The organism is Bacillus sp. FSL M8-0049, assembly GCF_038593355.1.
Classification (GTDB): domain Bacteria; phylum Bacillota; class Bacilli; order Bacillales; family Bacillaceae; genus Bacillus; species Bacillus safensis.
Window position 1 is genome coordinate 1,875,946 of the sequence record NZ_CP151986.1, and the last position, 22,586, is coordinate 1,898,531.

At 42.3% G+C, this 22,586-nt stretch carries 17 protein-coding genes; 7 read left to right on the forward strand and 10 right to left on the reverse strand.

What is annotated here, in order from left to right:
* Positions 1–135 precede the first annotated feature (135 nt).
* The 3 genes from NSU13_RS09480 (at position 136) to NSU13_RS09490 (ending at position 4,691) form a co-directional block, all read left to right on the forward strand.
* Entirely contained in the window at positions 136–1,038 is a 903-nt protein-coding gene (locus NSU13_RS09480) for a LysR family transcriptional regulator (RefSeq protein ID WP_034280677.1), read from the forward strand.
* 94 nt (positions 1,039–1,132) lie between these two features.
* The gene (locus NSU13_RS09485; protein WP_065214748.1) at positions 1,133–2,869 is read left to right on the forward strand and encodes an ABC transporter ATP-binding protein; all 1,737 of its coding nucleotides are present in this window, start codon (positions 1,133–1,135) and stop codon (positions 2,867–2,869) included.
* The gene (locus NSU13_RS09490) at positions 2,862–4,691 is read left to right on the forward strand and encodes an ABC transporter ATP-binding protein (RefSeq protein WP_144496147.1); all 1,830 of its coding nucleotides are present in this window, start codon (positions 2,862–2,864) and stop codon (positions 4,689–4,691) included. Before NSU13_RS09485 ends, NSU13_RS09490 begins: the two co-directional genes overlap by 8 nt.
* A 49-nt stretch (positions 4,692–4,740) precedes the next feature.
* On the opposite strand, the gene NSU13_RS09495 is transcribed toward NSU13_RS09490, so the two are convergent.
* Positions 4,741–5,568 carry a MerR family transcriptional regulator gene (locus NSU13_RS09495; protein WP_342489482.1) on the reverse strand — a complete coding sequence of 276 codons (828 nt, stop codon included), beginning with the start codon at positions 5,566–5,568 and terminating at the stop codon, positions 4,741–4,743.
* An 87-nt stretch (positions 5,569–5,655) separates the two neighbouring features.
* Between NSU13_RS09495 and NSU13_RS09500 the strand changes: the two genes are divergently transcribed.
* A complete protein-coding gene (locus tag NSU13_RS09500) occupies positions 5,656–6,240 on the forward strand; it encodes a GNAT family N-acetyltransferase (RefSeq protein ID WP_144496149.1) in 585 nt (194 codons plus the stop codon).
* 66 nt (positions 6,241–6,306) lie between these two features.
* On the opposite strand, the gene NSU13_RS09505 is transcribed toward NSU13_RS09500, so the two are convergent.
* The 3 genes from NSU13_RS09505 to proC are packed head-to-tail and all read right to left on the reverse strand — an operon-like array spanning position 6,307 to position 9,585.
* The gene (locus NSU13_RS09505) at positions 6,307–7,575 is read right to left on the reverse strand and encodes a glutamate-5-semialdehyde dehydrogenase (protein ID WP_342489483.1); all 1,269 of its coding nucleotides are present in this window, start codon (positions 7,573–7,575) and stop codon (positions 6,307–6,309) included.
* 18 nt (positions 7,576–7,593) lie between these two features.
* On the reverse strand, positions 7,594–8,712 hold the full coding sequence (proB, locus tag NSU13_RS09510; protein WP_046311412.1) for a glutamate 5-kinase: 1,119 nt from the start codon (positions 8,710–8,712) through the stop codon (positions 7,594–7,596).
* 27 nt (positions 8,713–8,739) lie between these two features.
* Complete coding sequence (gene proC / locus NSU13_RS09515; protein ID WP_076841053.1) at positions 8,740–9,585, reverse strand: pyrroline-5-carboxylate reductase; 846 nt, start codon at positions 9,583–9,585, stop codon at positions 8,740–8,742.
* A gap of 422 nt (positions 9,586–10,007) precedes the next feature.
* Here proC and NSU13_RS09520 point away from each other — a divergent pair, with 422 nt between their 5' ends.
* Complete coding sequence (locus tag NSU13_RS09520) at positions 10,008–11,204, forward strand: cytochrome P450 (RefSeq protein ID WP_070326580.1); 1,197 nt, start codon at positions 10,008–10,010, stop codon at positions 11,202–11,204.
* A 131-nt stretch (positions 11,205–11,335) separates the two neighbouring features.
* Positions 11,336–13,378, forward strand: coding sequence for a molybdopterin oxidoreductase family protein (locus tag NSU13_RS09525; RefSeq protein ID WP_120208070.1), 2,043 nt, complete (start codon positions 11,336–11,338; stop codon positions 13,376–13,378).
* A 41-nt stretch (positions 13,379–13,419) separates the two neighbouring features.
* Here the strand turns inward: NSU13_RS09525 and NSU13_RS09530 are convergent, their stop codons facing one another.
* The 3 genes from NSU13_RS09530 to xylA form a co-directional block, all read right to left on the reverse strand.
* Positions 13,420–14,103 carry a glycoside hydrolase family 11 protein gene (locus NSU13_RS09530; RefSeq protein WP_024422656.1) on the reverse strand — a complete coding sequence of 228 codons (684 nt, stop codon included), beginning with the start codon at positions 14,101–14,103 and terminating at the stop codon, positions 13,420–13,422.
* An 87-nt stretch (positions 14,104–14,190) separates the two neighbouring features.
* Positions 14,191–15,690: a xylulokinase gene (gene xylB / locus NSU13_RS09535; RefSeq protein ID WP_327826370.1), complete on the reverse strand. Its 1,500-nt coding sequence runs from the start codon at positions 15,688–15,690 to the stop codon at positions 14,191–14,193.
* A gap of 35 nt (positions 15,691–15,725) precedes the next feature.
* On the reverse strand, positions 15,726–17,063 hold the full coding sequence (xylA, locus tag NSU13_RS09540; protein WP_024428359.1) for a xylose isomerase: 1,338 nt from the start codon (positions 17,061–17,063) through the stop codon (positions 15,726–15,728).
* A 210-nt stretch (positions 17,064–17,273) separates the two neighbouring features.
* On the opposite strand from xylA, the gene NSU13_RS09545 reads away from it, so the two are divergent.
* Positions 17,274–18,434: an ROK family transcriptional regulator gene (locus tag NSU13_RS09545; RefSeq protein ID WP_101676943.1), complete on the forward strand. Its 1,161-nt coding sequence runs from the start codon at positions 17,274–17,276 to the stop codon at positions 18,432–18,434.
* 46 nt (positions 18,435–18,480) lie between these two features.
* On the opposite strand, the gene NSU13_RS09550 is transcribed toward NSU13_RS09545, so the two are convergent.
* The 3 genes from NSU13_RS09550 to csaA all read right to left on the reverse strand — a co-directional run bounded on the left by NSU13_RS09550 (position 18,481) and on the right by csaA (position 22,350).
* Positions 18,481–20,088: a glycoside hydrolase family 43 protein gene (locus NSU13_RS09550; RefSeq protein WP_342489484.1), complete on the reverse strand. Its 1,608-nt coding sequence runs from the start codon at positions 20,086–20,088 to the stop codon at positions 18,481–18,483.
* A gap of 24 nt (positions 20,089–20,112) precedes the next feature.
* The gene (locus NSU13_RS09555; protein WP_046311424.1) at positions 20,113–21,504 is read right to left on the reverse strand and encodes an MFS transporter; all 1,392 of its coding nucleotides are present in this window, start codon (positions 21,502–21,504) and stop codon (positions 20,113–20,115) included.
* 513 nt (positions 21,505–22,017) lie between these two features.
* Positions 22,018–22,350, reverse strand: coding sequence for a chaperone CsaA (csaA, locus tag NSU13_RS09560; RefSeq protein WP_034280640.1), 333 nt, complete (start codon positions 22,348–22,350; stop codon positions 22,018–22,020).
* Positions 22,351–22,586 lie beyond the last annotated feature (236 nt).

The window sequence follows — 22,586 nt, forward strand, 5'->3', positions numbered from 1 at the left end:
AAAAGATCCGTTTTTTCACAGTAATAAAATCTCACAAACTCTGTAACTTATTTTAAGTTTTCAAATTGATATAAACAATATATAATTTAGATCAAAACAATCTCTTTTTGAGATAGATGGGTGTGAAGTGCAAAAATGGAGCTTCGTCAGTTACGTTATTTTGTAGAAGTCGCAGACCGTGAACACGTGTCAGAAGCGGCTGAAAACTTACATGTTGCCCAATCTGCTATCAGCCGGCAGATTGCGAATTTAGAAGAAGAACTTGGAGTGGCCTTATTCGAACGAGAAGGACGAAATATCAAATTAACGAAGATCGGCAGGCAATTTTTAGATCATGTCAGAACTGCACTCAAAGCCATTGATTATGCGAAAGAGCAAATTGATGAATACTTAGATCCGCACAAAGGAACGGTGAATATTGGCTTTCCTACAAGTCTAGCAAGCCAAGTACTCCCTTCTGTCATCTCCGCCTTTAAGCAGGAATATCCAGAGGTCGATTTTTTACTTCGTCAAGGGTCCTATAAATTTCTCATTGAAGCGGTCAAAAACCGAGATATCGATCTCGCCTTTTTAGGACCCGTACCGACAAACGATTCTCAAATAGAAGGAAATATTTTGTTTTCCGAAAGCATATATGCCCTTTTGCCGGTTAGCCACCCCTTTAGTGGACAAAGGAGTATTCATTTAAGTGATTTAAGAAAGGATCATTTCGTGTTATTTCCTGAAGGGTATGTGCTGAGACAAATTGCGGTTGATGCTTGCAAGCAGGCAGGCTATGAGCCTACCATTTCATCTGAAGGAGAAGATTTGGATGCCATTAAAGGTCTCGTATCTGCAGGTATGGGCGTTACCTTATTACCCGAAAGCGCCTTTTATGAAACAACACCGCGATTTACAGTGAAAATTCCGATCGATTTCCCTCAAGTGAGAAGAACGGTTGGAATTATTGCATCTAAAACGCGCGAAATGTCTCCTTCTGCCCATGATTTTTATGTGTTTGTGAAGGATTTCTTTTCTAAAATTGAACAATATAAATAATTCACTAAAACAAGACATTTCATTTGTAGAAATAATCCCACTTTGTATATGATGGGTTACAGAACAAAAGACTATATGGAAGAAAGGTATTCATATGAAATCAATTTTATCGTTTTTAAAGCCGTATCGGCTGTCCGTTGTGTCCATTGTCATTCTCACCTTTTTAAGCAGTATGCTCCAGCTGTATTTACCGACGTTAACAGCAGATATCGTTGATGTCGGTATCGTCCAGGGAGATATTGCTTACATATGGAAGGTTGGCGGCTGGATGGTGGCTTGTTCTTTACTCGCCATTTTGCTCACCATTTGGAAGTCTTACTTGTCATCAAAAACAGCACTTGGCTTCGGGCGTGATATGAGAAGACAGCTGTTTGTACATGTCGAAAAATTTTCATTAGAAGAATTTCAAAAGATCGGCACGTCTTCCTTTATTACAAGATCAACAAATGATGTGAAACAAGTCCAAGATGTGACGATTATGATTTTACAAATGATGACGCGGGCCCCGCTCATGCTTGTAGGCGGAATTATTTTGGCTGTTTCCAGGGATGCTGTCCTGTCTCTTATCTTTTTAGCGGCCCTCCCCCTTCTTGGCGGATTTATCTATTTGGTGTCAAGAAAAGCCATCCCGCTATTTGGCCAGCTTCAGAAAAAAACAGACCGGCTGAATTTAATTATGCGGGAATCTCTTTCAGGCATCCGCGTTATTCGTGCATTTAACCGTGTGGATGATGAAAAGGAGCGATTCCAAGAAGCCAACACGTCCTATAAGGATACTGGTCTTAGAGTCAACCGATTAATGGCTTACTTGTTTCCATTTATGCTGATTATCATGAACTTCACGAATATCGGCATTGTCTGGCTTGGCGCAAACCGAATTGATGCCGGAGAAATGGAAGTTGGAAATCTCATTGCCTTCATTCAATATGCGATGATGATTTTAATGGCGCTTATTATGCTGTCGATGAGCTTTATTATGGTCCCAAGAGCACAAGCGTCAGCTAAACGCATGAATGAAGTGTTAAACATGGAACCAAAGATTAAAGACAAAGAAGAGTCTATAACTGACCTTCACGAGCCCGCCCAATCCATTCGCTTTGAGGATGTGTCATTTTATTACTCAAATGCTGAGAAACCAGCCGTTCAAGGTATCACGTTTGAAGCCAAAACTGGTGAAACGACAGCCATCATCGGAAGTACGGGTTCTGGGAAAACAACACTTCTCCAGCTGATGACGCGCTTTTATGAAGTGACTGAAGGCCGGATTACACTAGATGGTGTAGACATTAGAGAACTGCCTCAGGAGAAACTGAGAAACCAAATGGGCTATGTCTCTCAAAAAGCTGTTTTATTCAGCGGAACCATTGCCGAAAATGTGCGCTTTGGCAATCAGGATGCAAGCGATGAAGACGTCTGGCAGGCGCTGCGAACTGCGCAGGCCGAAGAATTTGTTTTGCAAAAAGATGGCGGAATTGATGCAGAAATTGATCAAGGTGGTTCCAATCTATCCGGCGGCCAAAAGCAGCGGCTTTCCATTGCAAGGGCGCTAGTGAGAAAACCATCATTCTATCTGTTTGACGATAGCTTTTCAGCACTTGATTACAAAACAGATGCAAAGCTGCGGGCATCATTAGAAGCAGAAAAAGCTCATGCAGCCCTCATCATTGTGGCTCAACGAATCAGCACAGTGAAGCATAGTGATAAAATCATTGTACTTGATGAAGGAAAAATCGCAGGTATCGGAACACATGAACAATTAATAAAGGATAATTTTGTATATCAAGAGATTGTCGCATCTCAGGAAGGTCAGGAGGTGAGCGAGGATGAGTAAAAAAATGTCTTCTGGCATGGGCCATAAAGGCGGCCACCCTAAAGGGCCAGCCGCAAAACCGAAGGAATTTAAGAAAACACTGCTTCGTTTGACAGGCTATTTAAAACCAAGGAAATTTCAGCTGATCATCGTCCTTATTGCAGCGATTGGTTCAACTGTCTTTAACGTCATTAGTCCAAAGCTGCTTGGGGATGCCACCTCTTCCTTATTTGACAGCTTTACGAATGGAACAGGCGTTCAATTTGATGTCATTTCACGAATTCTTTTGCTGCTTGTCGTGCTGTACGTCGTTGCTTCCCTCTTTTCATTCGTTCAGCAATATGTCATGGCTGGTGTCTCTCAACAGACCATTGCTGAATTACGGCAGGAAGCAAATGACAAGCTCACACGTCTCCCCCTTCGTTATTTTGATAAAACAACCCACGGGGACACGCTGAGCCGTGTGATGAATGATATCGATAATATTAATACATCGCTTCAGCAGGCGCTCACCCAAGTGATTACATCTGTGATTACAGTCATTGGGATTGTCGTGATGATGCTCTTCATCAGTCCGCTGCTTACGTTGCTTGTTTGTTTGACGCTGCCACTCAGCCTGTTTGCGATTCGCGGCATTACGTCATTTTCTCAAAAGCATTTTAAAGCGCAGCAAAAAGAGCTTGGCACGATCAATGGACATATTAATGAGATGTTCACAGGACATCAGACAGTTCGTGCGTATGGCTACGAAAAGAAAGCGATCGATACATTTGATCAATTAAATGAAAAGCTGTATGAATCATCAAGGAAAGCACAGTTCATTTCTGGTTTAATGATGCCAATGATGACCTTTATCGGGAACCTTGGCTATGTGGCAGTCAGTGTAGCCGGCGGGATTCTTGTCATTAATGGGAATATTCGTGTCGGGGATGTGCAGGCGTTTATCCAATACACACAGCAAATGTCTCAGCCGCTTGTGCAAGCATCAAGCGTCGCAAACTTAGTTCAATCAGCGATCGCTTCTGCTGAAAGGGTCTTTGAAATCCTTGATGAGGAAGAAGAAAGTACCGAAGAAGATGCGGCAATTGATCTTGCATCACTCTCAGGCGATGTGAGCTTTGAACAAGTTCAATTCGGATATGAAAAAGATCATCCGATTATTAAAGATTTGGATTTAGATGTGCAAGAAGGTCAGACGGTTGCCATTGTTGGGCCAACAGGTGCAGGAAAAACAACCATCATTAATCTTTTAATGCGTTTTTACGAATTAGATCAAGGCTCCATACGCATTGGCGGTGTCAAAACAACTGACCTCAGCCGTCAGCAAGTACGAGACTTATTTGCGATGGTTCTTCAAGATACATGGCTCTTTGAAGGAACGATTTACGACAACATTGCCTATGGCAGGCAGCACGTTTCCAAAGAGGATGTCATCAAAGCCGCCAAACATGCCTATGCAGATGATTTCATCCGCACGCTTCCAGATGGATATGACACACTGTTAACAGAAGATGCAGGCAACCTGTCTCAAGGTCAGCGCCAGCTGTTAACCATCTCCCGTGCCATTTTATCTGATCCAAAGATCTTGATATTAGATGAAGCAACAAGCAGTGTGGATACACGGACAGAGATGCATATTCAAAAAGCAATGAATGAATTGATGAAAGGCAGAACGAGCTTCGTGATTGCACACAGACTTTCAACGATTAAGGATGCAGACCTTATTTTAGTCATGAAGGATGGAAGCATCATTGAAAAAGGATCGCACAGCGAACTTTTAAAACAAAAAGGCTTCTATGCAGACTTATATATGAGTCAATTTGCCGAAAATCAAGTGGGATAACATCAAAAAAGAGGATAGACACGCATGTCACATGCTGTCTATCCTCTTTTCAATTGTCATCTGCTCGCTTCTTCACTTTTACACTGAGCTTCGTTATATACTCTGCTTCATCTTTAGACATGAGCGAATGAAGTAAATACTCCTCAAATACATCTCCATCCAGCATCATGCCCTCTTTCTCGATTTCATCTAACAAATGCGAATAAGCAGACTCAATCTCTTCATATGTTCCTTGATCATACATCACCGCATAGAGCCCGCCAGGTTTTTTGACTGCCCCCGGGCCATCCATTCGGCAGAACAGCTGATCTGACTGATGATAGTGCCGCTTACGGAACTGCTCCTTTTTTAAGACAGAACCATTTGCCGCAGCGCCTTTTATGCCAACTCCCTTTAAAAATTCTCCTACAATACGTGATATTTCTTCTACAGGTGTATTGAAGTCGATCGGGTTTGATGCACTTAGTACAACGGGTTCTTCTGGCAGCTCTTGAAACAGGACCTCCCCTATTTTCACATTTGCTAATTCATGCGTCGTCTCCATCACCCGCATAAGAAAAGCCTGGATGTCTTGAAGTTTTTCAATCTCTTGTTTGACCTTTTTTATTTGGTCGGCCGCTAGGCTTTGCAGTCTTTCGCGGGAAGGTTCTGTGAAATATTGTTTTAACTCTTTGATCGGAAATTGAACAGCCCGCAAGGATTGAATCGCAATAAAATGGTCAAATTGCTCAAGTGTATAGTAACGGTACCCATTTTTATGCACACCAGCCGGCTTAAATAAATCGATTTTATCATAATACAGAAGCGTATCCTTTTTGACATCAAATAGCTTGGCAAATTCTCCAGTGAAAAACGTTTTTTGCACATCATTGATCATGATGAAGGCTCCTTTCTTGACTATGGAGTAACTCCATCCTTTATCATAACATCCAGAAACACCACTACGCAGGGAAAGGATAAGAAAATGAACAAAATAACTCAACATGAAGTAACATTAGCACAAGCAAATAAAGAGGACTTCCCTTCTATGAAAAAAGAGCTTCAGAAAGCTTTTACAGCAGGCGTGATCGACGCATTTGGCGATGCGCAGAATGGACCAATTCCTCCAGATGAAGTGATTGATGAATCCTTTCATTCAAATGAACACATTGTTTATCATATTATGCTAAATGATGAAAAGGCAGGCGGCGTTGTGATCAAAATCAACCAAGAAACACATCACAACTCGGTTGATTTGCTATACATCTCATCATCCTCTCACGGCCGGGGCATTGGTCAGGCAGCATGGAAAGCCATCGAGGCGCAATATCCAGAAACGATTGTATGGGAGGTTGTGACTCCATACTTTGAAAAACGCAACATTCATTTTTATGTCAATAAATGCGGTTTTCAAATAGTTGAATTTTATCACTTACACCATCCAGATCCAAACGCACATCATGAAGCACATCATGAAGCACATCAAGAAAACGCGCCTTTAGCACCTGAGGAATTTGAATTTTTTAAATTTGAGAAGGTCATGAAGAAAAATTGTGCAAACGTAGGATAACGTGTATTTCTTTTAAATAAAGTTAAAAACACTACCTCATAAAAAGGTAGTGTTTCTTGAATCTTTCTAGCTTCTAATCTGACCGTCACCACTTAGAAGCAGCTTAGTTGTCGTAAGTGCAGGAAGTCCCATTGGCCCTCTGGCGTGCAGCTTTTGCGTAGAGATGCCGATTTCAGCTCCATAGCCAAGTGCGCCGCCGTCTGTAAAGCGAGTCGATGCGTTATGGTAAACGGCTGCCGCATCGACTTCGTTTAGAAACGTGAGTGCATTTTTTTCATCTTCTGTCACGATGGCTTCTGAATGCTTTGTGCCGTACTGATCGATATGGCTGATTGCTTCCTCAATTGAATCGACTACCTTTACTGCAAGATCCAGACTTAAATACTCATCTGTCCAATCCACTTCTCCAGCAGGAACCGCGTTTGAGAAGTAAGACTCTGCTGCCTGGTCGCCATGTACAGTGACACGATGCTCCTGCAAAGCTTCATTTAATGAGACTGCATTCTCTTTCAGCCAATCGCGATGAATAATCAGCGTCTCAAGTGCATTACATACGGCCGGACGATTCGTTTTCGCATTGATTACAATCTCAATGGCTTTTTTCACATTCGCGGTTTGATCAATAAAGACATGACAGTTTCCTGTCCCTGTTTCAAGCACTGGGATAGTGGATTCTTCTACCACTGTTTTGATTAAGGAAGCTCCGCCTCGCGGAATTAAAACATCGATCCATTCTTTTAGTTGAAACATCGCCTGAACCGATGAACGGTCTGTTTGTTCAATCAATTGCACCGCATCACGAGGAATCTTTGTTTGATCCAATGCTTCATGGATCACACTGACGATGGCTTTGTTGGAAGAAATAGCGGAGGAACCGCCTTTTAAAATCACTGAGTTGCCTGCCTTAAGGGCAAGGCCTGCTGCATCGACAGTGACATTCGGTCTCGCTTCATAGATCATCCCGATCACGCCGAGCGGTACTCTTCGGCTTTTCACGTGTAAGCCGTTATCAAGAGTCCATTCATCCAATATTTCTCCAACAGGATCTGTTAATCTCGTCACAAGCCGCAAACTTTCAGCAAACTCGTGAATTCTTTCTTCATTTAACATTAATCGATCCATGAGTGCCTCTGAGAAGCCCTTTTCTTTCCCAGCATCTAAATCCTTTTGATTCTCCTGTAAAATGAAACGGCTGTTTTGCTCTAACGCTTCTGCCATTTTAAGCAGCGCGTCATTTTTTTCCTCTGTCTGAAGTAAACCGAGTTTTTTTGAAACATGCTTTGCTTTCTTCGCTTTTTCTTTGACCGATGTGACAACTTCAGCTGTCAGTGTCATGGAATTCCTCCCTTTTGGTTAACAAACTGGAATCGATAAATCTAAATGACAAACAAATGCTTCTAGATCGACGACATGCACGATTTCATCTTGTAACAAGTCACTCTTACGTGCGAGTTCATCTGATGCATAATTCACAACGCCAAGCCCTATTTCTCTTTTATCTTGATCTAAAATACGGACCACATCGCCTTTTTTAAATGAACCTTTCACATTGACAATCCCATCAGAATCAAGACTTCCCTCACGGTGCATGAGAAATTCCTGTGTTTTCTCTTGAACCACGATCTCACCCTTTGGTCCAGAATGAAAGGCAATCCACTGCTTCTTATAATTGAGCGGCGCTACATTTTCGTCAGCGGTAAAATAAGTGCCGTCCTCTGTCCCATTGATCGCTTTGTCTAAAATGTGAGGCGTATCTGCTTTTCCTAAAAAGCCGTTGATCCCTGCGGCCATTGATATTTTAAAGGCATCGAGCTTTGATTTCATTCCGCCTGTACCTACGCTGCTTCCTGCGTCTCCAGCAGCTGCTTCGATGTCTTCTGTGATGTCTGTCACTTCAAGAATTCTCTTCGCATTTGGATTTGTATGAGGATTATCTTCATACAAGCCATCAATATCAGATAAAATAGCAAGGAAATCCGCATCAATGAGTCCAGCTACTTTTGCAGACAATGTATCGTTGTCTCCAAACTTCAACCGATTGATCGTCACTGTATCATTCTCATTAATAATTGGGATGATGCCTCGATCCAATAACACGTTCATTGTGTTACGCACATTTTGATAGCGCGTTTCATCAGAAAAATCACTTCTTGTGATTAAGAGCTGTGAAGCAATATAACCATGTGATAAAAATAAAGTAGAATATGATTCCATTAATAGCCCTTGCCCAATTGAGGCAGATGCCTGCTTTTCCGGCAGTGTTTTGGGTCTATCGATAAATCCTAGTTTTCGGTAACCAGCTGCAACCGCACCAGATGAAACCAAAATGACTTCGTGTCCTTCATCTTTAAGTTTCACAATTTGATTGACGAGGTTTTCTAGTTTTTTCAAACTAATCTCACCTTGAAAGCTAGTAAGAGAGCTGCTTCCGATTTTCACAACAATTCGTTTTCTCTCTTTATCTGCGTACACCTTATCACTCCTGTACTTGAGCTCTATTTATATAGATACTTTTTGTTTTTGCTGATTGCTTATCTCTTTTGAACGATTGGCAGCATGTTTGACAGCTTGCTTGATCGCTTCTCCCCCGCCAAAATCATCTAATGCATTCAGTCCTGCAGCAGTTGTTCCATTTGGTGACGTAATTTTCTCTCTTAGGACAGAAGGATTTTCCTCTGTTTCTTGCAGCATTTTTGCCGCACCGAGGAGTGTCTGCGCGCCAATTTGGCGAGACAATTCCTTTGATAAACCTGCCTCTTCTCCTGCTTCTTCGATTCTTTCCATTAAGAAATAAAAGTAGGCGGGCCCGCTTCCAGCAATTCCAGTGAAAATATCCATTTGCTCTTCCTGAATGGTATAGACTTCGCCCATTTCAGACAAAAGAGCCTGACTTATGCTCATATGGTCGTTTTTCACGTAACGTCCAGCAGATAAAGCAGTCGCTGACGCCCCGATCGTACTTGATGTATTTGGCATGACCCTCATAACAGGCTGCCCTTCATGCAGCATGTCTTCAATATACGATAGCTTAACACCTGCAAGGACAGACATGATGAGCTGATCTGGCTGAATACGAGGTTTTAATGATTCAAGGGCTGCTTCAGCATCCTTTGGCTTCATGGCCAGGATCAACATATCCATTTCTTCAAAAGGAAATGAATCCATTGCGGCTGTTTGGATGCCGTATCGTTTCGTTAGTTCATTCAATCGAAGTTGATTTTGTCTGTTTGTTGCGTAAATTTGGCCTAGCGGCATCTGTCCTGATCGCACAATCCCTGCGATCATTCCTTCCGCCATAGAACCTGCTCCAATGAAAGCAACTTTCTTTTGATCAATGATATTGATCCTCTCCCTTGTTCGCTTTTTGTTCGTGTTTTTCGCACGTTAGTTATCGTAACATGATGAGAAATCGTGTCAAGAAAGAGCCTGCACTTTTCAAAAGTCCCGAATGCATGGCCGGCAGCTTGCTGCAAGTATGTTAGCCGTGTTTTTCAAATACAGCATTTTAGATCAAAAGAACTATGATCATTTGAATCATAGGACCCTTTCGTTCGACTAAATTCACCATTTTATTTTTGGTTTCGGTGACTTCAATTCTATTTTTTAGAAAGCGCTCTCATTTTAATGACTTTCTATTTTCCTATATGGTGAATGTGCTTGAATCTTTCGATTAGACTATTGACATATTTTAGAAAACATGTCCGTTGAAATGATATTTTACTGGTGATACCGTGAAAGAGAAATCATGTGAAAAAGGAGCGTTCATAATGAAAGTGAAAGAAAACTATGTCAATGTGATTCCAATGAAAGAAATCCGTTCTACCGATGACCTTCTTTTCCCATTCCCTATTTACAATGAGCTGCGTGCAGAGAGTGATATTAGATATGATGAGACAAGAAAGTGCTGGGATCTTTTTCGATATGCGGATATCCAGTCTGTTCTAAAGCAGCCTAAAGTGTTCTCTTCACAGCGAGGAAGAAGCACGTCTAAAACAAGTATTTTAACGATGGATCCTCCAAAACATACAAAGATGAGAGCGCTTGTGAATAAAGCATTCACCCCAAAAGCGATCAAGCAATTAGAAGATAAGATCAAAGACCTGACACATGATCTATTAAATCAAGTAAAGGATCAACGTACGTTTGATATTGTGCAAGATTTAGCAGCTCCCCTGCCAGTGATGATCATCGCTGAGCTTCTCGGTGCAGAGGTGCAGGACAGAGAGCTGATTAAAAAACATTCTGATGCCCTTGTGGCAGGTGCTAAGGATGAATCAAAGGAAGCCATTCAGGCTGTTGTAGATATGCAGAAACGCGCTGAAGAGGAGCTGTCCATTTATTTTGCTCATTTGATCAAAAAAAGAAAAGAAACGCCTGCCGATGACTTGATCTCGCTTCTCATTCAAGCAGAAATTGATGGAGAGCGTTTAACCGAGAATGAACTGCTTGGCTTTTGTATTCTATTACTCGTTGCAGGCAATGAGACAACGACCAATTTAATAACCAATGCCGTACGACTGCTGACAGAGCAGCCGCATATTGCTGAATCAGTTCGGCAGGACCCCTCTCTTATTCCTCAATTGACTGAGGAAACGCTGCGGTATTATCCCCCTGTTCAAGCCATTGGCCGAATCGCCGCAGAGGATGTTGAAATTGCAGGCGCGCACATTCAAAAAGGAGACTACCTCATCAGCTGGGTTGCTTCAGCAAATCGGGATGAACAGAAGTTTGAAGATCCAGATACGTTCCGGCTTGACCGAAAATCAAATCCGCATATGAGCTTTGGATTTGGCATTCATTTTTGTCTCGGTGCACCGCTTGCCCGGCTTGAAAGCAACATTGCGCTTGACGTTTTACTCCATACGTTTCAAGACATCACCTGCGTGGCAGAACAGCTAAAACCTATTCAAAGCACGTTTGTTTTTGGGGTAAAAGAATTTCCTGTACATGTCACCCGTTTTTAAAAGTCCCTTTTTCAGGGGCTTTTTTTCATTTTCTTCAATTCATCATCTCTTTCTTACCTTCCACCTCCGAACATGCTAAAATAAAGTCCATACAAAGTGATAACGGAATGAAGAAAGGAAGCCAAAAACTCATGACCGATTATACAGCGATGAAAGACGGAATATTCAAATCAGTTTGTTCGTTAGACTGCCCGGATCAGTGCGGTCTTTTAATACATAAAGAAAATGGAAAGATCGTGAAAGTGCAGGGAGATCCGGACCACCCTGTCACACAAGGAAACATATGCAACAAAGTGCGTAATGTCACAGCCCGTTTATATGATGAAAAAAGACTGACCACTCCGTTAAAACGTGTTGGCCAAAAAGGCGAAGCACAGTTTGTGCCGATTACGTGGGAAGAAGCCATTGAAACCATTCGTCAAAAATGGACAAAGCTGATCGAAGAAAAAGGACCAGAAAGCATTCTGCCTTACAGCTTCTATGGGAACATGGGCAATCTCAACGCAGAAGGAATGGACCGCCGCTTTTTTTATCGTCTTGGTTCAAGCCAGTTAGACCGGACGATCTGTCAGTCAGCAGGAACGACTGGCTATAAATATACAATGGGCGCAAGCATTGGGACAGATCCTGAAGACACCATTCATACGAAACTATTTATCTTTTGGGGCATCAATGCTGTGTCGACCAATATGCACCAAATCACCTTGGCACAAAAAGCGCGAAAGCAAGGAGCTAAGATTGTCGTGATTGATGTTCACAAGAACCAAACCGGCCGGATGGCAGATTGGTTCATTCCGCTTCGTCCTGGTACTGACAGTGCACTTGCCCTTGGCATCATGCATGTCCTTTTTAAAGAGGAACGTACAGATGAAGCCTTTTTAGAGACTTACACGGTCGGCCATAAAGAGCTGCGCGAGCATGTAAAGCAGTATGATCCAGACACAGTTGAGCGAATCACGGGTGTCCCTAAAGGCGACATCATTACACTTGCAAGAATGTACGCTGAGACATCGCCCTCTCTCATTCGCATTGGGAATGGTTTACAGCACCATGATAATGGCGGGATGAGTATTAGAACCATTTCCTGCCTCCCTGCCCTGACTGGTCAATGGCTGCACAAGGGCGGCGGCGCGATGAAATCAAACTCTTCTTTTCTCAGCTATAATGAAACAGCTCTTCAGCGGCCGGATTTATTAAAAGAACGCACGCCTAGATCATTTAATATGAATCAGCTAGGCAGTGTGCTGACAAGCGCAGAGCCTTCCGTTGATTCTCTCTTTATCTACTCGTGCAACCCAGCGGTTGTGACACCTGAAGCGAATAAAGTCAGAGAAGGTTTGCTGAGAGAGGACTTATTTACAGTGGTTCATGATTTATTCCTGACAGAAACAGCGGCGTATGCAGACATTGTCCTGCCGGCGACATCTGCCTTTGAAAACGAGGATTTCTATACATCGTACTGGCATCATTATATTCAAATTCAGGAGCCAGTGATAGAACGCTACGGAGAAAGCAAATCCAATACTGAAGTATTCCGCCTGTTAGCCCATGCGATGGGCTTTGAAGATGAAGCCTTCCGCGAGACAGATGCTGAACTCATGGAACAAGCTCTTCATCATCCAGAAAATCCGCATTATGAGGACATTTCATACGAAGCATTAAAAGAAAAGAAATGGATCAAAGCAAAACGTGGACCTTTCCAGGAATTAAAGCTTCAAACCCCAAGCGGGAAAATTGAGCTTTATTCTGAACAAATGAAAAAAGACGGGTATCCAGCACTTCCAACCTATGTGCCCCTTTATCAGGAAAGCGATTATCCGCTTACCTTTATACCGGGACCGAACCATAATTTTCTGAACTCCACCTTCTCACTTCATGAAAAGCATCAAAAGCTTGAGAAATTTCCGAAGCTTCACATGAATGAACAGGATGCAAAGGAAAGAAAAATTGAAGATGGTGACATGGTGCGTGTGCTAAACGACCGAGGAGAGTGTGAGCTTGTCGTGTCAGTCGGTCAAAATGTATTATCTGGTGTTGTGGTCAGTCAAGGATTATGGGCAGATCAAAAAGGCAAAAAGCATTTAGTGAACGGATTAACACCTGATCGATTGGCAGATATGGGCGGCGGCGCGACGTTCTTTTCTGGCAGAGTGGAAGTTGAAAAATTATCATAGAAAAAAGCCAGCCGTTTTTTGCTGGCTTTTTTCATATGCTTTTATCGAATCATCAGCTGATTCGTCATGACATTCGCACTTCCGTTGCTTCGGTAGCCTTCTACAGTTAATGCTGTTTCATACATTTTTCCCATTGGCATGCCTAAGCTTTCCCATTTTTTAAAATGCTCACTGACGGAGACAGTTCCGCTTGTGCGTTTTGTTTGACGTACACTCCAATATTGTTTGAAGGTAGCGTCTCCAATGATAGAAGGCTGATTGACACGGAGCGTTTCATATATGTCATATGTGCCTCCATCGGCATAAAATGATCCTTTATACGTTCCTGTTGGACGATATGTGCCCCATGACTCAACAATGTAGTATTCAGCTAATGGAGATTGTGTCCAGCCATAGACACATAAATAGGAATTCCCGCCCGGGTTAAAGGCTGCGTTGTAGTTGATGGAGATGTTGCCAAGTTGATGATGAGTTTTAGTGGAATCAAACTTCTTTCCTTTTCGAAATAAGGCATTTCCAATATTGTTCCAGCTTGCACTAAATGCCCCGCCGTTATTGAGTGTCATCGAGGTATTTCCGTAATCCTTCCATAATTCAAAATCGTATCCGCTGTGTGTCCCTATCCTATTATCATAAATCGTTTCCGCATGAGCTGGCACAGCCGTCAGTGTCAGCACAAATCCAATACACATCACAAACAACAGCCTCAATCTTTTCAAATTCATTTTCCATCCCTCTCCTTTTTTCATCCGTATTGTTCTGTCATCCCTAAGGTGAAAAACCCATCACCTCCTTTCATGCAGCCCTTTCTGCTAGATGGAACGATACTGCTTTAACCCGGCATGGATGTCTTTTGTTTGTGTATAAATCCTTTGATACAAATGAAATAGATCGGCATATACTTCTGCGTGCGGCTGATTTGGCTCATAAACAGCAGCTTGATGGATCAACTGATGTGCACATACTTCAAGTGACGGATACCATTCGCAGCCAACTGCGGCAAGCATCGCTGCACCTAAAGCGGGCCCTTGTTCATTGTCTAACTGGATGACTTCAGCCTGAAAAATGTCTGCTTGCATTTGAAGCCATGTCCGGCTTCTCGCACCGCCGCCAATAGATACAATAGAATCTATGTTTTTTCCTGCCTGCCGGAATAATGCGATAGATTCATTTAGCGAAAAGGTAATTCCCTCTAAAACAGCTCTGACAACATGTGCCCTTTCATGCCTGCTGTCTAATCCAATCAAGCTGCCGCGAATGATCGAATCCGCATGAGGTGTTCTTTCCCCAACTAAATAGGGTGTAAAGAGCAATCCTTTCGCTCCTGGTGCAACATGAGCCGCACCTTCTAAAAGTGACTGAAACGATTCCTCAGGAGCCAGTAAGTGTTTTGCCCAGTTAAGGCTATATCCTGCTGAAAGGGTGACACCCATTGTGTAAAAAGCGTCTTTTTTTGCATGATGAAACAAATGCAAATTCCCTTGAAGCTCCCTTTCATGATCCTCTTCATAGGAAAGAATGACCCCAGATGTGCCGATACTGCATAACGTGCGGTCAGAGGACAAGATGCCAGCACCAATTGCTCCGCAGGCATTATCTGCCCCGCCGGCAAAAACCTTTGCGCCTTCTTTCATCCCAACTTCACGTGCAATGTGCGGCAAAAGTGTACCAACCTCCGCCTCTGATGTGACAAGCGGCGGGCAAATGTGAGGAGAAATATCAAACGCCTGACAAATCTCCTCACTCCACGTCTGTTCACCGATATTTAACAGCAAGGTGCCAGCCGCATCAGAATAATCCATATGGACTGCGCCTGTTAAACGAAATCTGACATAATCTTTTGGGAGTAAAAACATGTCGATTTGCAGATCAATATGTGGTTCATGTTCCTTTACCCATAATAATTTTGGCAGTGTGAATCCTTCTAACGCCTGGTTTTTTGTGATCTTTTGCAGCCGGTCTCCCAGCTTTTTTGTCATGTGCGTACATTGTGCTGTCGTCCGTGTATCATTCCATAAAATTGCAGGGCGGAGCACTTCGCGAGATTCATTTAATAGAACTAATCCATGCATCTGGCCGGAAAAGCTGATGCCTTCAACTCGTCTTGAATGAACAGGCTGCTTTGCCATCAGTTCTTTCATCGCAGCCATTGTCTGCTTTACCCAATCCTCGGGGTGCTGCTCACAATATCCAGGCTTCTCTTGAATGAGGCGGTACGGCTTAGAGGCTTCGCAGCACACCTTTCCGCTCTCATCCACTAATATCGCCTTGACCCCGCTTGTTCCCAGATCAATTCCCATCACATATTTCATGTTTTCACTCCTTCAAAACAGGTCAGCCCCTTCAATTAATCTTCTAACAAGTATTGATTCAAACGGGCTTTCAGCTGTTCCTCTCTTCCCGATTCGTTTCTGATCAAAGGATGTTTCAGCGCATATTCTTCTAATGTATGAAAGTTTGCCTTTCCTTCTGAAATATCACGTCCAATTCCTTCAGAAAAGCTGCGATACCGGTGCTTTATAACATCTTCAAACACACGGTCTTCTATGAGTCTATGAGCGACCCGCAGTCCTTTTGCGAATGCATCCATCCCGGCAATATGGGCATATAAAATATCTTCAAGTTCAAAGGAAGCTCTTCTCACTTTTGCATCAAAATTAAGACCGCCAGACCCTAGACCGCCATTTTGCAGAATTTCATACATGGCAAGAGTTGTGGCATACAGATCGGTTGGAAATTCATCTGTATCCCACCCAAGAAGCGAATTTCCTTGGTTTGCATCAACAGAACCGAGCAGCCCATGAATTCTTGCGACACGTAATTCATGCTCAAACGTATGGCCGGCCAGTGTCGCATGATTGGCCTCGATATTTAATTTGAAATGGGAATCTAATCCGTATTGTTTTAAAAAGGCGATGGATGTCGCTGCATCTGTGTCGTATTGATGAGTGGTTGGTTCCTTTGGTTTTGGTTCGATTAAAAATTGGCCAGTGTACCCAATTTCTTTTGCATAATCAACAGCCATATGCAAGAAAGCCGCCATGTGATCAAGCTCTCTTTTCATATCTGTATTGAGCAGCGTATCGTACCCTTCTCGTCCACCCCAGAAAACATAATTTTCTGCACCGAGTTCTTTGGCGGTTTCAATGCCTTTTTTGACCTGTGCGGCCGCATAGGCAAAGACATCTGCATGACAAGATGTCGCAGCACCGTGTACAAATCTAGGATGCTTGAACATATTGGCCGTGTTCCACAGCAGCTTTACTCCGCTTTGCTTCATGTATTCTTTCATTCTTTCTAAAATGATGTCTAATTGTTGATTGGTCTCTTGAAGCGTCTCCCCCTCTGGCGCGATGTCACGATCATGGAATGAAAAATACGGAACATCCAACAGGTCAAAAAGCTGAAAGGCGACTTCCAATCTAGCTTTTGCTAAATCCATTCCGCTATAAGAGTCCCACGCTCTTTGCATCGTGCCAGTTCCAAACATGTCTGTTCCATCAGCAGTCAATGTATGCCAATAAGCAACTGAAAAGCGCAGGTGGTCTTTCATTGTTTTTCCGCCAATCACTTCGCTTGGATTATAGTATTGAAAAGCGAGTGGATTTTTTGATTGTTTTCCTTCATATTGAATTTTGCCGATTCCTTCTAAGCTGTATAACGTTTTCATATTTGATTTGGTCATGCTTCATTCCTCCTGAGTACACTTTGTAAGTTTATTCAACAAACTAATGATCAATCTATGAAAAAATCATTTTGAATTTTCCATATTTTTTAGTTTTTTAAAAATATTTTCGTTATAATAAAGTTAAAATCATTTATCTTACTAAATACATGCTGAAAAAAGCAGCTCTTCTCAACTTAATCTAAAGACGAAACAAATGGAGTGGATAACGTGGATATCGCTGATCAGAACTTTGTAAAAAAAATAAATCAAAAACTATTATTAAAAGAAATTCTCCAGCATGCGCCCATTTCGAGAGCAAAATTATCTGAACGCACTGGATTAAATAAATCGACTGTTTCTTCTCAGGTAAGTACGTTAATGAAAGAACATCTTGTCTATGAAATCGGTCAAGGTGAGTCTAGCGGCGGGAGAAGACCGGTTTTACTAATGTTTAATAAACGTGCTGGCTGCTCCATTGGGATCGATGTCGGCGTTGATTATGTCAATGGCATATTAACTGATCTTGAAGGATCCATTCTTTACGAAGAGCAGATCAAGCTCCCACCCAGCTCTCCTGAGGTCACAATACGTAAATTAATTGAATTAATACAGCAGCTCATCTCACGAATGCCCTCTTCCCCATACGGGCTCATTGGCATTGGCCTATGCATACATGGTTTAGTGGATGCAGGTGAACAAATCGTGTTTACGCCTCATTCCAAATGGAAAAATGTTGATCTGAAAACCACGCTGCAAGAGACATTCCAAGTACCGATCTTCATTGAAAATGAAGCAAATGCCGGTGCATATGGTGAAAAAATCTTTGGTGCCGCTAAACATTATGACCATTTGATCTATGCAAGCATCGGCACTGGCATCGGGATCGGAATCATCATCGATCATCATTTATACAGAGGGGCATACGGCTTTTCTGGTGAAATGGGACATATGACAATCGATTTTAACGGACCAACATGCAGCTGCGGGAACCGTGGATGCTGGGAATTGTATGCTTCTGAGAAAGCCTTGTTTCAGTCTCTTCAAACAGATGATCAGCACATCTCCCATCAAGACCTGGAACAGCTGGCCAAGTTAAATGATATGAAAACGCTCAATGCCCTGCGCAACTTTGGCTTTTACCTTGGTGTCGGTCTCACAAACGTCCTGCATACCTTTAACCCGCAAGCCATTATTTTAAGAAACAAAGTGATCGAATCACATCAGGCGGTTCTACATGTGATTGAGGAGGAGGTATCCTCGCGAATGGATACGCAATTCAGCTCACATGTAGAGCTGCTCCCTTCATCATTAGGATACAATGCGCCAGTATTGGGGATGACATCTCTTGTCATAGAAGCTTTTCTGCAAGATGCCACCCTCACAACATGACCTATTTGTTTTTCAATTAGAGACAGCTCGTAGCGAGTTGTCTTTCTTATTCGTCTGTTTCCTCATAGCGAAAATAGTGAAAATCAGCAGGAAGACGCTCGCCGCTCGTATCTTGGCACTGCATACCGACAAATGCCCCTGTAAAAAACCCCCCGCCTCGAATAAAATCATCGGATAAATGGATGGATTCAAGCGGTACATCAATTTCCTTCCACTCTTTTTGGTCAAAAGAATAAGAATATTTATATGTCTCTTTCCGAACGGTCACTTTTAAATAGACATAAGTGACCTCGTCAGGAATGATGATTTTATGTGTCAATGGCTGAGAAAAGGCAAGATTTTGACAGACAGATAGTTCAAGCGTGCGGCCAAGTTCCTCATCATATGTCACCTGGAGTGCTGTCCAGTTTTCCGTATTATAATAATTCACAAGACCAGCTGCTTGCTGAAAGTTTTCTGGGAAGAACGAAACAGCTGTCTCTGCTTCAAAATAAAAGCTTTGCCAGCGTCTTGCAACAAATGCTTGGGTAAACTTAGACGTTAAAGATTCGCGGCCGAATAACCTTAAATGCTGAGGTTTCTCCTTTAACGAACCAATCTGATCGGTAAACGGAATTCTTAATGTTTGGAAGTGTCTATTTAGTGTTGATTCTTTAAATTCATCGACTGTATGATAGGTTGGTGCAAAAACCTTTTCTTCGATCTTTGGCGCTTCAACCTCAAGCGTCCCCTCCTTTCCGCCTACAACATAAGGCCAGCCATCCTTCCATTCAAGCTTTTGTATCGCTGTTTCTCTTCCTAAAGGACACCAACCTCTCTGTTGAAAAATAGATTCCTTGTTTGATTGAATCGGACGGCCAGTGAGATGAGCGAGATACCATTCATTTGTATGCGTTTGAACGATTGAAGCATGCCCGCATTTTTGAAGCGGATGTTCAGGCGCGTGGAAGGCACTTAAGATCGGGTTATCAGGATGAACCTCATAAGGCCCTTCAATATGTGAGGAACGGGCGATCGTTGCTGCATGCTCATACCTGGTACCTCCTTCTGCCGTTAATAAATAGTAGTAGTCACCGATATGATACAGATGCGGCGCTTCTGTCAGTTTAATCGGTGTGCCTTTAAAAATGACCTTCCTTCGACCGATGAGCTTCTTTTCAGCCACACTATATTCCTGCAAGGCAATACCTGCAAAGGAATGATGCTTTTCTCTATGGTCCCACAGCATATTTAAGACGTATTTCTTCCCGCTTTGATCATGGAATAAAGATGGATCAAAGCCGGAGCTGTTGAGCCGGATCGGTTCACTCCAATCGCCGTCCACTTCGCTTGCCGTGACCAAATAATTATGACCGTCTTTAAATGGACCATCCACTACTTTGATATCTGAATAAATAAGCCAAAACTGCCCATCCGCATAGCTTAAGCACGGCGCCCATACTCCGCCAGAATCAGGATTTCCCTTCATATCCAGCTGCGACGTTTTTTGCAAAGGACGCGCAGCAAGGCGCCAATGGACGAGATCCTTCGAATGATAAATTTGTACCCCTGGGAACCATTCAAATGTAGAGACGGCCATATAATAATCTTCTCCAACACGGCAAATACTTGGATCGGGGTTAAACCCTTTGAGCACTGGATTGGTAATCTTCATTGAACTTCCTCCTCTTTCAGAGACCTACATTTTAAAATCGTCCATATGATCGAGATACACTTTGTCTCTATTCTCAAGCTCCCGTACGACTTTTTTATGTTTTTCTTCATCTAGGTTATAAAAATTAATATCCACCATCGCTAAAATCAGTAAGCATACAGGAATCACCGTTGTCGTGATTAAAATGCCCAGTAAAGCTTCTGGTGTTTGCATTTGGTTGGCAACATAGCCAAAGCGATCGAGTACAAGCCCTGGCACAATCCCGCCTAATGCCATCCCAAATTTAAAGAAAAATCCGATGATGGCATAGATGAGCCCGCCCATTCTTTTTCCTGTTTTATATTCGCCATATTCAACGGTTTCAGGAATGAGCGCCCACATGTAAGCACCGGCTGTAATACTTCCTGCAGCTGCGACAAGCCTGAAAACAAGTATTAAAGTGACTTGACTCGGCGGTATCACAAGTAATGCAAGAAGACCTACAATATTCAGCAATAATGAATAATTCAGCAGCTTTTTCTTTCCTAACAGCTTGTGCAGTTTTGGAATAAACGGCAGCACCATTAATGCTGGCAGACTGCCAATGAGTCCGTACCATTTCACTAAATCTTCTCTGCCAAGGTTATACGTCACATAATAGATCCCAACAGAGTTACTGATCGAATTCACGCCAAAAATAATAATAAAGAAAATGCTTAATACAACAAGCGGACGATTGACACGTAACTGCACAAAGATATCACTGAACTTAATTTTTTCCTCCGGCTTTTGAAGCGTGACACGTTCATTCGTGCTTTTAAAACAGAAAATAAGTAATGCACCGCCAAGAACGCCGAGAAAAGCCATCGTCATCTGCCAGCCGAGGGCTGTATTTCCTGTTTTATCACTCAAAAAAGTCGCAAGAAAAGGAACAAAAAAAGCAACAACTAGACCTCCGAGATTAGCAAAAAGCATACGAACAGACGTAATACTGACAACCTCTTGGTTATTTCTTGTCATTGCTGATGTTAAAGCACCATAAGGAACATTGATGAAAGTGTATGTAAGCGATAAACCAACATACGTGATGTAGGCATAAACGAGTTTACCCATTTCAGAAAGATCAGGTGTTGTAAAGCAAAGGATAGCAAGTACTACAAAAGGAAACGCACCGAATAACAAGTAAGGTCTGAACCTGCCAAAACGGCTGTTCGTTCGATCCACCAATGCACCAATAAACGGATCTGCAAGCGCATCAATGGCGCGGACAACTAAAAACATCGTCCCTGCCGCCGCCGCTGATAAACCATACACATCTGTATAAAAAAATAATAGATACGTAGAGACAGTTGCATAAATTAAGTTACATGCGAAATCTCCTGAAGCATATCCCACTTTTTCAGACATACGAATCTTTTTTAAATTCTCACTTACCATGAGCTTTCTCCCTTCTTCTCTTAGCCTCTTCTAACGAACAGATGATGGAGGGCAGCAGCAGTCAATACGAAGAATATAAAGCGCTTTCAATTTGTTGTAAAAATGAAGCTGAACATCTGATCTTTCAGCTTAGCCCACATACGCAGCAAATGATTTGAATGACGGAATCATCCCCTTTAATAGTCGGATCATCACTTGGAATTCATCTTAGTTTATCGACTAAACAAACTAAGATGAATTCATTTTATAAAATCTGATCTGACTTTTCAATATTTTTCGAAAAAATAATCCAAATAATTGATTTCTTGTCATTTTTCCGGCTGAAATGACGTGAAAAACTGAAGTGAATCATTTAATGGTTGCAATTCAGCTCATCCCATGCTATATTTATCAAGCGATGAGCTGAATTGTGTAAGTCGGGTAACATGTCTCCTTGAGACACACACGAATGTGGCGTGTGGTTATTCCGCCTCAATACGCAAAAGACATCTTCTCAGGAAGATGTCTTTTTTCTTATCCTATTTTTGTTCCATTTTCAACAGGCTCATCTGTGGCTAGTAAAACCACGTCTTCTTTTGACGGCATGCCCCCTAAGACAAGCACTTCTGATTTGAACCCTGCAATTCTTCTTGGCGGAAAATTGACGACTGCTACGATTTGTCTGCCAGTGAGATTCTCAGCCGTATAACGTTTTGTCAGCTGAGCACTGGATTGCTTTAAACCAATCTCTTCACCAAAATCAATCTTGAGTTTCAATGCAGGAACTCTTGCCTCTGCAAAGAATTCTGCTTCAATGATCGTCCCAACACGAATATCTAACGCCAAAAACTGTTCAATATCTGCCATCTGTTTCTCTCCTCTTCTTTCAAGAGTAAGTTCATTTACTAGAGTCATCTATTGTTTTTTTCATTGTAGCACATTCATTTCGTAAAAAAGTGAGTCAAAAAGCCGATTCACGGCAAAAACCACCCTTTAGTTTACATAATGTTTTTATCGTCGTGTATTAAATGTTTGCATCCTGAAAATGAATTCAGTAAAATGGCAAATAATCCTACTGCTTCCTCCCAAACATATTGGGGAGG